General features: G+C 63.4%; 13 protein-coding genes. 3 read left to right on the plus strand and 10 right to left on the minus strand.

Going from position 1 to position 13,839, the window contains the following annotated elements; translation table 11 throughout:
- Positions 1-18: 18 nt before the first annotated feature.
- A complete protein-coding gene (locus tag LGH83_RS08320; protein ID WP_227401380.1) occupies positions 19-1,629 on the minus strand; it encodes an ABC transporter substrate-binding protein in 1,611 nt (536 codons plus the stop codon).
- Positions 1,630-1,800: 171 nt separating this feature from the next.
- Here LGH83_RS08320 and LGH83_RS08325 point away from each other — a divergent pair, with 171 nt between their 5' ends.
- Positions 1,801-3,012, plus strand: a complete 1,212-nt coding sequence (locus LGH83_RS08325) for a multidrug effflux MFS transporter (protein ID WP_227401782.1) — start codon at positions 1,801-1,803, stop codon at positions 3,010-3,012.
- On the opposite strand, the gene LGH83_RS08330 is transcribed toward LGH83_RS08325, so the two are convergent.
- From LGH83_RS08330 to LGH83_RS08345, 4 genes are read right to left on the minus strand one after another with little or no spacing between them, the layout of a single operon-like run.
- Positions 3,009-3,812: an ABC transporter ATP-binding protein gene (locus tag LGH83_RS08330; protein ID WP_227401381.1), complete on the minus strand. Its 804-nt coding sequence runs from the start codon at positions 3,810-3,812 to the stop codon at positions 3,009-3,011. The genes LGH83_RS08325 and LGH83_RS08330 overlap by 4 nt on opposite strands.
- Positions 3,800-4,636, minus strand: coding sequence for an ABC transporter ATP-binding protein (locus LGH83_RS08335; RefSeq protein WP_227401382.1), 837 nt, complete (start codon positions 4,634-4,636; stop codon positions 3,800-3,802). Before LGH83_RS08335 ends, LGH83_RS08330 begins: the two co-directional genes overlap by 13 nt.
- 10 nt (positions 4,637-4,646) lie before the next feature.
- Complete coding sequence (locus LGH83_RS08340; RefSeq protein WP_227401383.1) at positions 4,647-5,573, minus strand: ABC transporter permease; 927 nt, start codon at positions 5,571-5,573, stop codon at positions 4,647-4,649.
- Positions 5,570-6,607 (minus strand): ABC transporter permease, encoded by a 1,038-nt coding sequence (locus LGH83_RS08345; RefSeq protein WP_413771124.1) that lies wholly within the window; start codon positions 6,605-6,607, stop codon positions 5,570-5,572. The genes LGH83_RS08340 and LGH83_RS08345 overlap by 4 nt, the downstream gene beginning before the upstream one ends.
- A 336-nt stretch (positions 6,608-6,943) precedes the next feature.
- On the opposite strand from LGH83_RS08345, the gene LGH83_RS08350 reads away from it, so the two are divergent.
- Complete coding sequence (locus LGH83_RS08350) at positions 6,944-7,177, plus strand: DUF6894 family protein (RefSeq protein WP_131113033.1); 234 nt, start codon at positions 6,944-6,946, stop codon at positions 7,175-7,177.
- Positions 7,178-7,235: 58 nt separating this feature from the next.
- Here the strand turns inward: LGH83_RS08350 and LGH83_RS08355 are convergent, their stop codons facing one another.
- The 5 genes from LGH83_RS08355 to LGH83_RS08375 all read right to left on the minus strand — a co-directional run bounded on the left by LGH83_RS08355 (position 7,236) and on the right by LGH83_RS08375 (position 12,071).
- A complete protein-coding gene (locus tag LGH83_RS08355) occupies positions 7,236-8,123 on the minus strand; it encodes a PhzF family phenazine biosynthesis protein (RefSeq protein ID WP_227401384.1) in 888 nt (295 codons plus the stop codon).
- Positions 8,124-8,262: 139 nt separating this feature from the next.
- Complete coding sequence (locus LGH83_RS08360) at positions 8,263-9,390, minus strand: hybrid sensor histidine kinase/response regulator (protein ID WP_264479151.1); 1,128 nt, start codon at positions 9,388-9,390, stop codon at positions 8,263-8,265.
- Positions 9,391-9,436: 46 nt separating this feature from the next.
- Positions 9,437-9,862, minus strand: a complete 426-nt coding sequence (locus LGH83_RS08365; RefSeq protein WP_131113036.1) for a response regulator — start codon at positions 9,860-9,862, stop codon at positions 9,437-9,439.
- Positions 9,846-11,738: a CHASE3 domain-containing protein gene (locus LGH83_RS08370; RefSeq protein ID WP_227401386.1), complete on the minus strand. Its 1,893-nt coding sequence runs from the start codon at positions 11,736-11,738 to the stop codon at positions 9,846-9,848. The genes LGH83_RS08365 and LGH83_RS08370 overlap by 17 nt, the downstream gene beginning before the upstream one ends.
- Before the next feature lie 156 nt (positions 11,739-11,894).
- Positions 11,895-12,071, minus strand: coding sequence for a DUF2256 domain-containing protein (locus LGH83_RS08375; protein WP_227401784.1), 177 nt, complete (start codon positions 12,069-12,071; stop codon positions 11,895-11,897).
- Between the two features lie 123 nt (positions 12,072-12,194).
- On the opposite strand from LGH83_RS08375, the gene LGH83_RS08380 reads away from it, so the two are divergent.
- Complete coding sequence (locus LGH83_RS08380) at positions 12,195-13,817, plus strand: cryptochrome/photolyase family protein (RefSeq protein ID WP_227401387.1); 1,623 nt, start codon at positions 12,195-12,197, stop codon at positions 13,815-13,817.
- Positions 13,818-13,839 lie beyond the last annotated feature (22 nt).

The raw sequence follows: 13,839 nt of genomic DNA on the forward strand, positions 1-13,839 counted from the left end.
CCACCCTGCCCGGCAGGCTTATTTGCTGGTCATGCCGTAGAAGACGACGTCCTGCGTCGGGCCGAGGATGAAGTTTTTGACATTGGCCCGCTCGGCCGTCTGCTTCACTTCCTGGAACATGATGATGAAAGGGCTGTCGTCGAGCAGCTTTTGCTGCAGATCCTTGTACATCTGCTCGCGCTTGCCGAGATCGCGCTCCTCGACGGCCGCTTCGGTCATTTTGCTGATCTCGGGGATCAGCCAGGAATTGCGCCAAGCCAGCGGCTTGGTCGGCGGATTGTCGGAATTGTCGGTGTTGCGGGCGAAACTATCGGCATTGGTATGCGGGTCCATGTAGTCGGGACCCCAATAGATCAACAGCATCTGGTGTTGGCGGGCGCGGAACTTGGTGATGACGGATTTCTGCTCACCCGGAATGATCGTCACGCGGACGCCGCCCTGGGCCATGTTGGCCTGAATGGCCTGCGCGATATTGATGTAGGGGGCCGTGTTGGACGCATCGAGCGTGATGTCGAAGCCGTTGGGGTAGCCGGCCTCCGCCAGCAGCGACTTGGCTTTGGCGGGGTCGAAGTTAAAGGGATTCTTGTCGAGCGCGGCCCAGAAGCCGGACGGCCAGAATGTCTGGTGAACCTGATACTGCCCCTTCAGGAACGAGCCGGCCATGCCGTCGTAATCGACGAGATAGTGCAAGGCGAGCCGCACCTTCGGGTTGTCGAGCGGCGCAGCTTTCACGTTCAGCCCGACATAATGCAGCGTCGCTTGCGGCGAGCGCACGATCGTCACGTCTTTATTGCTGGCGATGCTCGCGATTTGGTCGGTCGTGAGGTCACGAGCGATGTCGGCATCACCCTTTTCGATGAGCAGCCGCTGCGCCGCGGCCTCCGGCACGTGACGGATCACGACGCGTTTCAGCGGCGGCGCACCTTCGCGGTACGTCGGGTTGGCATCGAGCACGACGCTCTCGTTGGCCTTCCAGGACTTCAGCGTGAAGGCGCCGCCGCCGGCCGAATGGGTCTTCAGCCACGCGTTGCCGAGGTCGCCGCCTTGGTCGTGCTGCATGACGACCGATTTCTCGACCACGGAACCGACGATCGACGACAGCAGCGCAAGCACCAGCGACGGCGAATAATTCGGCCCGATGGTGATCTGCAGCGTCGTCGGGTCGAGCGCTTTGACCATCGCGTCGACATTGTCCTTGGTCCAACCGAGTTGGTCGATCAGAAACGCCGGACTTTTATTCAGCTTGATTACACGGGCGAGCGAGAAAGCGGCATCCTCCGCCGTCACGGGGCTCCCCGACGCGAATGTCATGGTGGGCCGCAGCTTGAACGTCAGGGTCTTGCCGTCTGGGCTCACGATCCAGCTTTCGGCCGCCCCACCCACCAGCTTGGTGACATCATGCGGATCGTTACGAATGATCCGGTCGTAGATGTTGCTGTCGATCTCGACACCGGTCAGCTCATAGCATTCGGCCGGATCGAGGCTGATCATGTCGTCGATGTTCTTGGCCATGACGAGCGTGTCGGCCGGGGTCGCGGCGACAGCCGACCTCCCGGACGGCCACGCCAAGCCGAGCGCCGTGGCCAGCGTCACGGCCGCCAGCAGCCGCACCCTCAAACGATCCGACATGCTGGTCCCTCCCGAGGCGTCTGATGACGCAGATAGATGACGCGACCCATCAAGCAGACTGGATTTGCGGACCGCGCGCAAGCCAGGCGTGTGAAGCAAGCGCTGGACCACAAGGCCGATATCCCGCACAGATCCCTCTCGTCCTATCGGCTGCGAGCGACACGGAACATCATGGCATCGAGTTTCACCAAAAACGCCATCGTGCTCGGCTTGCTCTCGGCGGTCGGCCCTTTCGCGATCGACATGTATCTGCCGGCGCTGCCGACCATCGCGACCGATCTGCACGCCTCCACGGGCGCGACACAGATGACCCTGATGGCGTTCTTTCTGGCATTCGGCCTCTGTCAGTTGATCTACGGCCCGTGGTCGGACGTCTCCGGCCGCAAGACGCCCTTGTTTATCGGCGTCGCCGTCTTCGCGGCGGGGTCGGTGGGGTGCGGGCTCGCGCCGAGCGTCGGCTGGCTCATCGTTTTCCGGATCATCCAGGGGATCGGTGCCGCCGCCGCCATGGTGATCCCGCGTGCCGTCATCCGCGATCTTCACACCGGCCCGGAAGCGACGCGGCTCATGGCGCTTGTCATGTTGGTGTTCAGCGTGTCGCCGATCCTGGCGCCACTGTTCGGCAGCGCCCTCATCGTGCCGTTCGGCTGGCGGGCGGTGTTCGTGGCCGTCACGATCGTGGCCATCGTGGGGCTCACGCTTATCGTGACCGTCTTGCCCGAGACGCGACCGCTGGAGCAGCGCGTGCAAGCCAGTCTCCGCAACGTGCTGGGCGGCTTCGCGCTGTTGTTCCGCGATTGGCGGTTTCTCGGGCTCACCTTCACGGGGGGGCTCGGCATGGCGAGCTTCTTCGTCTTCCTGGCCAATTCCTCGTTCATCTACATCGACCATTTTGGCCTGACGCCGACCCAATATAGCCTCGGCTTCTCGATCAACGCGATCGGCTTCATCGGCTTTTCGCAAGTCGCAGCGGCCCTCGGGACGCGCTTCGGCATGGCCAGGATCGTGCTGACAGCCGCGGCCCTCTACACGGCCTTCGCGGTGCTGCTTTTCGTGATCACGGCGCTTGGGGTCGACAGCCTGCCGGTTCTGGTGACGCTCCTGTTCTTCGCCTACGCGTTTCTCGGCCTCATCATCCCGACCACGATGGTGTTGGCGCTCGAGGATCACGGCCCCATCGCCGGAATCGCGTCGGCCCTCGGCGGCACGTTGCAGATGGTGACGGGCGGCATCATGATCACGATCGCCAGCCTGTTCTTCAACGGCAAGGCGCTTCCCATGGTGGCGCTTATCGCGCTCTGCGCCGTCGGCACGCTGGCCGTGAGCGTCGCGACTCTCGGCCGCTCCGGCCGTTTGGTCGCGCGCAGCCACGTGGCGTCCTAGCCCCCGGGAGTCGCGTGGCCGATGCGTCGAAATCCCCGGCTCGCGGCGAGCAGGTCGCGCGTGTAATCCGCCTGCACGTCGCCGTGACGGAGCGCCTCAACCGGGACCACCTCGACGATCCGACCCTGCCGCATGATCGCCACGCGGTCGCAGAGATGCGCCACGACCGCGAGATCGTGGCTCACGAGGATGCTGGTCAGCGTGCGGCTGGCGCGGAGACGAACCAAGAGGTTTAGCACCTCCGCCTGCACCGACACGTCGAGCGCGGAGGTTGGCTCGTCGAGCAGCAGGATGCGCGGCTGGAGCATCAAGGCCCGCGCAATGGCGACGCGCTGGCGCTGCCCCCCCGACAATTGATGCGGAAAGCGGAACCGATAAGCGGGGTCGAGGTCGACCGCCAGCATGGTGGCCCGGATCACCGCATCGGGTTCGGCGATGCGATGGATCGCCAGAGGCTCGCGGAGAATGCGATCGACGGTCTGGCGGGGGTGCAGGGAGCCGTAGGGATCCTGAAACACGACCTGCATGGCGCGCCGCTGGGCGAGTGAACGCCGCTTCTCCAACACCGTGCCATCGAGCGTCAGCCGCCCCCGCGTCGGTGGCACAAGCCCCGCAATGGCACGCAGCACGGTCGATTTGCCCGAACCCGATTCGCCCACGATGCCGAAGCTCTCGCCCTCGCGCACCGCAAACGACACGTCCTGCACCGCCAGGGCCAATCCACCCGAGACCCTGAACGAGACCGACAGGTGCTCGACCCCGATTAACGGCGAGGTGACCACGTCCCTCACGTCAGCCATGCCGGATCACGCGTCACGACGCTGAGGTTGCGAACGGGCCGGTCGAGATCGGGTGCCGCCGCCATCAGGGCGCGCGTATAAGGGTGGGTGGCGTGCTGCAAGGCATCGGCGCGGCACTCCTCGACGACACGCCCGCCATACATGACCAGCACGCGGTCACAAAAGCTCGCCACCGCCGTCAGATTGTGGCTGATGAAGATGAGCCCCATGCCGCGCTCGCGCACGAGCCGGTCGAGGATCCCCATGACCTCATTCTGCACCGTGACGTCGAGCGCCGAAATCGCTTCGTCGGCGATCAAGAGATCGGGTTCAGCGATCAGCATGGCGGCGATCATGACGCGCTGGCCCATGCCGCCCGACAATTGATGCGGATAGCGACGCAACACCGACTCCGGATCGTCGATGCTGACGGCTTCCAGCATCGCAAGGGCGCGCCGGCGTGCAACGGCCGCGCCGACGCGATGATGCAGCCGATAAGCCTCAGTGACCTGACGCTCGACCGTCATGACTGGATTCAGCGAGAATTTCGGATCCTGCATCACCATGGCGATCCGCCGCCCGCGGTAGCGGCTCCATTGTCGTGCCGACATTCCACGCAGATCCTCGCCGGAGAGCGCAAGCCTGCTGGCCGTGACGCGGCCGGGAGGAGGCACGAGGCCCAAGATGGCGCGACCAGTGGTGGATTTGCCCGACCCCGACTCGCCGACGACACCGAGCCGTTCCCGCCCGAGGTCGAACGAGACGCCGCGCACCGCATGCGTCGTCACGCCATTGGACGTGAAGGCGACGTCGAGATCGCGCACTTCGAGCAGCGGCTGGGTCACGGCGAAACCCTCATGCGCTTCTCGGATCGAACACGTCGCGCAAACCATCGCCAAGGATGTTGAACGCCAGACTGACGACGAAAATCGCGAAGCCCGGAATGGTGGCGACCCACCATTGGTCGAGCACGACGCTGCGCCCCGCCGCCACCATGGCGCCCCACTCAGGCGTCGGCGGCTGCGCGCCGAGACCGAGGAAACCAAGACCAGCCGCGGTCAGGATGATACCGGCCATGTCGAGCGTCAGGCGGATGATGACCGATGAGAGACAAAGCGGCACCACATGACGGAAGAGGATGCGGCTCGTCGAAGCGCCTTGCAGCACAACGGCCGCGATGAAGTCGGTGCGCGCGATGGCGGCGGTTTCGGCCCGCGCAAGGCGCGCGTAAGGAGGCCACGCCGTGAGCGAGATCGCGATCACGGCATTGACGATGCCAGGCCCGAGCGCCGCCGCGAAGGCGAGCGCCAACACGAGGCTCGGGAAGGCCAGAAAGATGTCGGTGATCCGCATCAGCACGCTATCGACCGCGCCGCCTACATACCCGGACAGCGTGCCGATCGCGAGACCGACCGGCACGACGATGACGCCGACAAGCGCCACGATCGCCAGCGTGGCGCGTGCACCGTAGACCGTGCGGGCAAAAATATCGCGACCGAGTTCGTCGGTGCCGAACCAATGCGCGGCGCTTGGGGCCTGCAGGCGACCCGCGAGGTTCTGATCGATCGGCGAGACGCCGCCTGCCACAACCGGTGCCAGCAGCGCCATGAGGATCAGCGCCGCGACGATGACGAGGCCGAACAGAGCCAGCGGGTTGGAGCAGAGCTTGGCGGCGACACTGACAAACCGTTTCAGACGGGCTTGCGCCAGCGAGGTCGGCGTTGGGTCCGTCAACCAGGCCCGGACACCTCGGGTGGACTGCGGCGCGGTGATCTCGGTCATGCGGTCCGCAGCCGCGGATCGACGAGACGGTAAAGTGCGTCACTCAACACATTGATGCCGATGAAGACCACGCCGACCACGATCGTGCCGCCCAAAACGGCATTCATGTCGGCGTTGAAGAGCGATTGCGTGATGTAGAGGCCGAGGCCTGGCCACGCGAAGACCGTTTCGGTCAGAACCGCGCCTTCGAGCAGCGTCGCATAACTCAGTCCGATCACCGTGATGAGGGGGACGAGGATGTTTGGAAAGGCATGTCGCCACACCATAGCCCAATAGGTCAGGCCCTTGATGAGCGCCGTCGTCGTATACTCCTGGGACAATTGCGCGATCGTGAAGCTGCGGGTCATCCGGGCGATATAGGCAAGCGACAGATAGCCGAGGATCGAGGCCGGCAGCACGATATGGGCGAGTGCATTGCGGAACACGTCCCAGGCGCCCGCCATGGCGCTGTCGATCAGGATGACGCCCGTGACGGGATCGAGAAGATCCTCGTAGCCGGCGTCGATCCGGCCCGGCCCCGCGACCCAATTGAGCTTGCCGTAGAAGAGAAACAGCCCCATCAGCCCCATCCAGAACACCGGCATGGAATAGCCGAACAGGCCGACGATCCGCACGACATGGTCAGGCCAGCGGCCCTTGCAGGCGCCGGCAACGACGCCGGCCGGCACACCCAGCAGAACACCGAGGATCGTCGCGATGGTGGCGAGTTCAAGCGTGGCGGGAAAGAAATGTAAGAGGTCGGACAAGACCGGATTCGACGTGATGACCGACGTGCCGAGATCGCCGTGCAGGACCTTGCCGAGATAGATCAGAAACTGCTCCGGGATCGAGCGATCGAGCCCGAGCGCGAGGCGCGTCTGGTCGTAGGTCGAGCGCGTGGCGTGATCGCCGACGATCGCCAGAACCGGGTCGACCGGGATGAACCGACCGATCACGAAGGTGACGCATGTCAGACCGAGCAGGCTGAGGGCGGCCGAAAGCAGAAAGCCGGATGTCGTCTTGGTGGACCGCCAGACGGCGAGGCTCAGGTTCAAGGCGATATCCTGATGATCAAACGATAACGAGAACGCCCATCCATCATCGTGTCGTCCTCCTCATCAGGAATGCTGTCGAATTGCCCAGGATCGGGCGAGCCCTACCGCAATGCAAGTCGCGATCCAAGTTGCGCTCAAAATCGGATCTCTCGCCATGCTTTAACTCGGCAAAGAGGCGTCGTTCCAGAGGTGTCCGGTTGCTTCGATGGACAAAGCTGACGGGCTAACGATTGTCATAGGCAGCCGTGCGACTAACAACAGCATAAAAGAAAGCATTAATTAACCATATTCCGGCTAGAGTGGTGGTCTTGCTTCCAAGCAGGAAGGGGTCTCCCGATGAAGCGCTACTACTTCGACTTTTCGAGAGGGGCGGAAAACAACGACGATGTCGGATGTTGGCTTCCCAATGTGGAAGCCGCCCGGCTCGAAGCTCTCCATTTGCTGCCGACACTGGTGGCGCATCTCGATCGCCTCGAGGACCATACCGCCCTCCAGGTCACCGTCCGTGACGAGGCGGGGCGCGCCGTCCTGCTCGCCAAACTATCGCTCGAAGCGCAGTGGCTCGGTTAACGACCTCGCAGCGGAAGCGTCACGGCTGCGGTTGATCGCCGCCGGCCTGATCGTCTCTTTAAACCTGCGCCTCGCCGCTCAGGACAGGCACACAAGCACCACCCACGCTGGCCATAATACCGCCCGGCTCCCGCCAGGCCCGGACGTGAAGCAGACTGGGGCGGCCCATGTCGACGCCTTGATGCACGAGATAGGCCGCGTCGTCGTCCTGCGTCATCGAGAGCCGCAAAGCCGCGAGCGGCGCGGCCGCACTGCCGGTTGCCGCATCCTCGATCGTTCCGGTCAGTGGCGAGAACATGCGGGCCTGGATCGTCGCGCCCTCATGCGAATAGAGATAGAGGGCGAACCGCCCCGCGAGCGCCGGGGTCTCGAGCAACACCTGCCGGAACCGAGCCCTATTCGGTATGGCGCGACCCAAGGCGGTCGGCGACACTTCGGCCAGCACGAAGCCGGTGCCGACCGATGCGCGGACAGGCTGATGCGCGGTCGTGACGATGTCGTCCGGCTGCAGGCCAGCGCAAGCCGCGATAGCGTCCGCCTCGAGCGAGATCCCGAGCGACAGCGGCTGCGGAGCCGCAATCGTGGCGCGAACCACCGCCCCGGCGCCGTCGCGCTCAACCTCGACCCGCACCAGCCCCGCGATCTCCTCGAACAGCATGACGCCATCGTGATCGCGGCCGAGCTGAGCCAGCGCAAAGCCGGTGCCGACATTCGGGTGTCCGGCGAACGGCATTTCGGCCGTGCGATTGAAGATGCGGACGCGGGCCGTGTGGGCCGGATCATCCGGCGGCAGCACGAAGGTGGTCTCGCTGAGATTGAATTCCGTCGCCAGCGCCTGCATGTCGGCGTCCGACAGACCTCGCGCATCCGGGAAGACCGCAAGCGGATTGCCGCCGAACCGCCGTTCAGTGAAGACGTCGAACGTAACGAAACGATAAGCCGGCATAGCGAAGCTTCCAAAGGTCGGTGCCCTCTCGGGCCGAACGTCGACTTTCTATAAAGCCAACGCCGGGCGGCGTCACGGCACCTATGGTCGGCCGTTCACGTTCACCGCCGCTGTCGGTCTGTCTAGGGGTAGCTGCAGCTCACGTTTCTTCGGCGATCGCCACGGGCTCCACGAGATATGATGCGGCCGCCAGCGTGAGGTGGAATGTCGTGCCGCGATCGACCTCGCTTTCGACCGACAAGCTGCCGCCTTGGCGCTCCATCAGGTCACGGCAGAGCAGCAGACCGAGCCCGCTGCCGCGCTCGCCTGCGGTTCCTTTGGTCGAGACCCTTCGGTCGAGCCGAAACAGATCGGCGAGCTTGTCCGGCGACATGCCGACGCCGGTGTCGGCAACGCTGATCGTGATGGCTCCGCCGTCGAACCGGGCCGACACCGCGACACTGCCGCCGACATGCGTGAACTTGATCGCATTGCCGACCAGATTACGCAGCACCGCGAGCAGCATGTCGCGCTGCGCCTCGACCACGAGGCCCGAACAATCATGGGTCAAGGCGACGGTCTTGGCCGCCGCTGCGGCCGCCGCGCCGGCCAGCGTCTCGCGAGCCACGTCGTCGAGCAGGACAACGTCGAGATCGACCGCCGTGGTCTCCATCTGCAGGCTTGCCCAGGCGAACAGGCTTTCCATCAACGCATAGGCTTGCCCAGCTGCCTGGTGCAGCCCTTGCGCACGACGCTCGACCGCCGCCGTGTCTTTTGTCGTGGCCGCCTTGCTCAGCACTTCGGACAGTCCGAGCAGCGCCTGGAAGGGATTCCGCAGGTCATGCGCGATGATCGAGAACAGCAGCGTCTTCTGACGATTCAGCGTGTCGAGCGCGATCGACTTGGTTTCCGCCTCGCGTCGCGCCGTCTCAAGTTCGGCCAAAAACCCGCGGCGCGCCCGCGCATAGCGGATCGCGCGCGCCAGGATCGAAGGTGTTGCCTCGGATTTAGCGAGATAGTCGAGCGCGCCGGCCCGCATCAGACGGAGCGCCAGCTCCTCGTCGGTCTCACCGGTCAGCATGAGAACGGCGTGATTGCCGCCTTCGGGAGACAGTAACGCCTGGAGAACCTCGAATGCATCGATATCGGGCAAGCGATAGTCGAGCAGCACGCAATCGAAGTTTTGCTGCGCGGCGATCAGCAAGCCGGTCGTTCCGTCCGCAGCCTCGATGAGATCGTGCGACAAGCCGGATTTGTTCAGCGCTCGACGCACGCTGGCCCGGTCCACGGCATCATCGTCAATGAGAAGAATACGAGTCGGGCTGGTCATGTCTTTACTGGGGGAACTCGACGATCTTCCAGAAATGCTCGAGCATCGACACGGCCTGCATGAAGGTATTGGCCGGATCCTGCTTGACGATATAGCCGGCCACATTGTGACCGTAAGCGCGCGCCTTGTCTTCCTCGGCCTTCGACGTCGTGATCATGAAGACGACGGCGGACTTGAGGTCATCGTCTTTGCGTAAGACTTCCAGAAATTCGAGACCATTCATCCGCGGCATGTTCAGGTCGAGCAGGATCAGATGCGGCTTGGGAAGCTTGGTCTTGCCGTTTTCGCCCCGAAGGATCTCGAGTGCTTCCAAACCATCCCGCGCCACCACGATCGGATTGCCGATCCGGCTCTTGACGAAGGCCCGCTTCAGGCCCTGCACATCAACTTCATCGTCGTCGACCAGCAGCAGATTAACGGTCGGTGTCATCGTGTTTTCCCAACGCAATTTCGGGCCAGGTGAAATGCACCTTAAGCCCCCGGCCCGCTTCGCCCCCGCTCAGCCAGACCTTACCGCCGCGACGCTCGATCAGCTTCTTTACGATCGCAAGACCCATCCCGCTACCCTCCACCTCGTCGCGCGGCTTCAATGTCTGAAACATACCGAAGACGCGGTCGAAGAAGCGATCGGGAATACCCGGTCCATCGTCCGTTACCGTAAATTCCGTGACGCCCTCGCCCGGCGCGGCCGCCACCATGACGTGCCCGACAGATGGCCGGTCATGATGCTTGATCGCATTCCCGATCAGATTTTGAAAGACCTGAGTCAGAGGCGCGCGCGGTGTTTGAAGTTTCGGCAGGGACGGGTCGGCCGTGATCTCGAAGCCCTCCGGCGGACTGACCAGCGCCGCGAGTTCGTCGACCACAAGGCGCGTGTCGACCGCATCGTTCTGGTCGTCGGCTCGTCCGGCGCGCGAATAGGCCAAGAGATCGTCGAGCAGACTTTCGAGGCGCCGGACGCGACTTTTCAACAAATCCATGTTGGTCTGCGTGTCACCCGTCAAAACACCTTCGAGATCCTCCTCGATCCAACTCACGAGGTTCTCGATCCCGCGCAGCGGTGCTTTCAGATCATGCGAGGCCACATAGGCGAATTGCTCCAGTTCCTCGTTGGATCGCAGGAGATCGCGCGCTTGTTGCGCCAGCCGCCGTTCCATACGCTTGCGATCGGTGATGTCGGTCAGCAGTGTCACGACGCCGAGCACCGTGCCATTGGGCGCGCGATGCGGGCGGTAGAAGGCTTCGATATCCCGGCTGGGTCGCCCGGGGCGAAACAGGCGTTGCTCGAACCGCGTATCCTTGCCGCCGAGCGCGGTTTCCAGCTCGAGGCGCGCGCCGGGGAACGGGGTTGACCCGAACACATCGCTCAGAGGCTTGCCATAGACTTCGGAGACGTCGCCCTGCCCGAGGTCGAAGGTCCTTGAAAATTCGTTATTGAGAAAGCCGACGCGACGTTTGTGGTCGACATAACCGACCATGGCCGGGAGCGTATCGGCGGTGACGCGCAACAGAGACGTCCGGTCGAGTTCGATCAATCCCTTTTTGAACACCTCGACGGCACGGGCCATCTCGCCCACCTCGTTGCGCTGTTTGATGCTCGGGACGACGACGTCGAGGTCGCGATGCGTCAGCCGACGCATCACCTGAGCCAGCAGGACCAGCGGCTGCACGATGAGCCGGTTGATCGCGACGCCCATCCCGGCGCAGATCAGCAAGGTGATGATTGCGCCGACGACGAGTACGAGCAACGAATTGCGCTTGGCCGCCTTCACTACAACGTTCTGATGGGCGAAGATCTGCTCTTCGCTATCTTGGATCGCCTTCAGTCTGGTCCTGAACTGGTCGAAGAGCCGTTTCCCGCCACCTTTCATCTCGATCCCGACAGCCTCGTCGCGCGTCGCTGACACCGCCATCTGATGAACGGCGAGTTCGCCGATGTCGGTCTGCCAATGGCGCGCTGCATCTTCGGCCTGGACGAGGAGATCCGTCTCGGTCCGGTTTTCCGTCACCAAACGCTGCAGATCCACCAAGGTCTGGTCGAGCGCGATGCGACCGGACCGGTAGGGTTCGAGGCTGCTATCATCGCCGGTCAGAAGGTACCCACGAAGCCCCGTTTCCTGGTTCAGCATGGCGACGCGGAAGGCGTCGAGCGAGGACATGATTTGGCGGGAGCGACCACGCGCCTCGATTGCATCGTTCTGTTGGGTTTGAGTCCAATACAGGGCGAGGCTGCTCAGCAGCGACACCAGCGCGATCGCGCCGATCGCGCCGCCGAGCGAGCGGTTCAGACCAAACGAATTGGGCATGCGGAGTTCGACCCTTCCATCACCAAGGCGGCGTAGCGCATAGCATGGATTTCGCGGAACGGCTTCGGTCGCCGCGCTTCGAAATCACCGTCGCACAAGCGTGCGGCCTTTGGTCTAAAGTGGATGGCGGATGCAGGGGCGCCGTGCCACGCCTCGTCAGTCGGCTCGCGTTCTATCCGTCCGATCGGTCGTGCCGCGGTCCCGCCGGCAACGATCGGAACAATATTTCACCTCGGACCAGACCGCCGCCCAAGCTTTGCGCCACGCAAAGGGACGGCCGCATGTGGCGCAAATCTTCTCGGGCAAATCCCCTTTGCGTCGCATTTTCGGCACGTCATCCCCCCATCGACGCAGCAACCCGATGCGGCAAATCGCCAAGTCGCTCGTCTCGGCCCGAACCATCGGGCTCCTCTGGTTATATAGAACACAGACGGAACAGAGACAGGCTGAGGATTGATGACGCGCGTGAAGGCACCCAGCAAAGGCGAGGCAGCAAGTCCGACCCTCAAGACGCTTCGTTTCGTCCTCGGCGACCAGGTGAGCCACGAGATCTCCAGTCTGTCCGGTCTCGACGCGCAACGCGATGTGGTCCTGATGGTCGAGGTGGCGGATGAGACGACGTATGTGGGCCACCACAAGCAAAAAATTGCGTTCATCTTCTCGGCCATGCGGCATTTCGCGGCCGAACTGACCGCGACCGGCGTCACGGTCGATTACGTCAAGATCGACGACGCCGGTAATGCCGGGTCGTTCACGGGCGAACTGCAACGGGCGGTGGTGCGACATGCGCCCGATCGGGTCGTCGTCACCGAACCCGGCGAGTGGCGCGTGTGGGAGATGATGCGCGTCTGGTCGAGCGAATTGGGTTTGCCGGTCACGATCGAGGATGACGATCGATATTTCTGCTCGCGCGGGCGCTTCGCGCGCTGGGCCGAGGATCGCAAATCCTACCGGATGGAGTTCTTCTACCGGGAGATGCGGCGCGAAACCGGGCTGCTGATGCGCGGCGACGAACCGGAGGGAGACCGGTGGAACTTCGATACGGAGAACCGCAAGCGGCTGCCGGCGACAGTTCACGAACCGAACCGTCGTCGCTTCGAGCCGGATGCGATGACGCGCGAGGTGCTCGACCTCGTCGCCATACGCTTTTCGCATCATTTCGGCGATCTCGACGGGTTCGGCTGGGCGGTCACGCGAGCCGATGCGCTTGAGGCATTAGAGCATTTCATCCGCGCGTGCCTGCCGCTTTATGGCGACTATCAGGACGCCATGAAAGCCGATGAGCCGTTCCTGTTCCACGCGGTCGTCTCGCCCTACCTCAACGCCGGTTTGTTGACCGCGCGGGAGATCTGCGTTGCGGCCGAACGCGCCTACCAGCGTGGCGAAGCGGGTTTGAACGCCGTGGAAGGGTTCATTCGGCAGATCCTTGGCTGGCGCGAATATATCCGCGGTATCTACTGGCTTCGCATGCCGGGCTATGCGGACACCAACGTGCTCGGCGCGAGCCGTCCGCTGCCGTGGTTCTACTGGTCGGGCGAGACCGATCTGAACTGCATTGCGAACGCGGTCGGAGACACCCGCCGCAACGCCTACGCCCATCACATCCAAAGACTGATGGTGACCGGCAATTTCGCGCTTCTGGCCGGTATCGAGCCGCGCCAGGTCGAGGAGTGGTATCTTGCGGTCTATGCCGATGCTTACGAGTGGGCGGAACTGCCCAACGTGCACGGCATGGCGCTTTTTGCCGACGGCGGCCTGTTGGCGTCGAAGCCCTATATCGCATCCGGTGCCTACATCGATCGGATGTCCGATTATTGTGGCCCGTGTCGCTACGATCCAAAGATCAAGAGCGGCCCGAACGCTTGCCCGTTCAACGCACTTTACTGGAATTTCCTGATCGAGAACCAAAACCAGCTCGGCAAAAATGCACGGCTCGCCATGCCGTATCGGACGCTGGCGCAGATGCGACCGGAGCGGCGCGACGAGATCGTGCGCGAGGCTGGAGCCTTTTTGGCCGGTCTGTCGTCACAACCAATTGAGCCGAGCGCGATACCGGTGCAGGCGACGCTCGATGTTTAACAAAAGTCTTTTGCTGCGAGTC

This window comes from Lichenihabitans sp. PAMC28606 (assembly GCF_020616535.1).
Lineage (GTDB): Bacteria > Pseudomonadota > Alphaproteobacteria > Rhizobiales > Beijerinckiaceae > Lichenihabitans > Lichenihabitans psoromatis.

Coding starts and splice junctions, on each gene's coding strand:
- LGH83_RS08355 (WP_227401384.1), bottom strand. CDS start 8,123: ATGCCGGCTTATCGTTTCGTTACGTTCGACGTCTTCACTGAACGGCGG.
- LGH83_RS08380 (WP_227401387.1), top strand. CDS start 12,195: ATGACGCGCGTGAAGGCACCCAGCAAAGGCGAGGCAGCAAGTCCGACC.
- LGH83_RS08370 (WP_227401386.1), bottom strand. CDS start 11,738: ATGCCCAATTCGTTTGGTCTGAACCGCTCGCTCGGCGGCGCGATCGGC.
- LGH83_RS08365 (WP_131113036.1), bottom strand. CDS start 9,862: ATGACACCGACCGTTAATCTGCTGCTGGTCGACGACGATGAAGTTGAT.
- LGH83_RS08330 (WP_227401381.1), bottom strand. CDS start 3,812: ATGGCTGACGTGAGGGACGTGGTCACCTCGCCGTTAATCGGGGTCGAG.
- LGH83_RS08340 (WP_227401383.1), bottom strand. CDS start 5,573: ATGACCGAGATCACCGCGCCGCAGTCCACCCGAGGTGTCCGGGCCTGG.
- LGH83_RS08320 (WP_227401380.1), bottom strand. CDS start 1,629: ATGTCGGATCGTTTGAGGGTGCGGCTGCTGGCGGCCGTGACGCTGGCC.
- LGH83_RS08325 (WP_227401782.1), top strand. CDS start 1,801: ATGGCATCGAGTTTCACCAAAAACGCCATCGTGCTCGGCTTGCTCTCG.
- LGH83_RS08350 (WP_131113033.1), top strand. CDS start 6,944: ATGAAGCGCTACTACTTCGACTTTTCGAGAGGGGCGGAAAACAACGAC.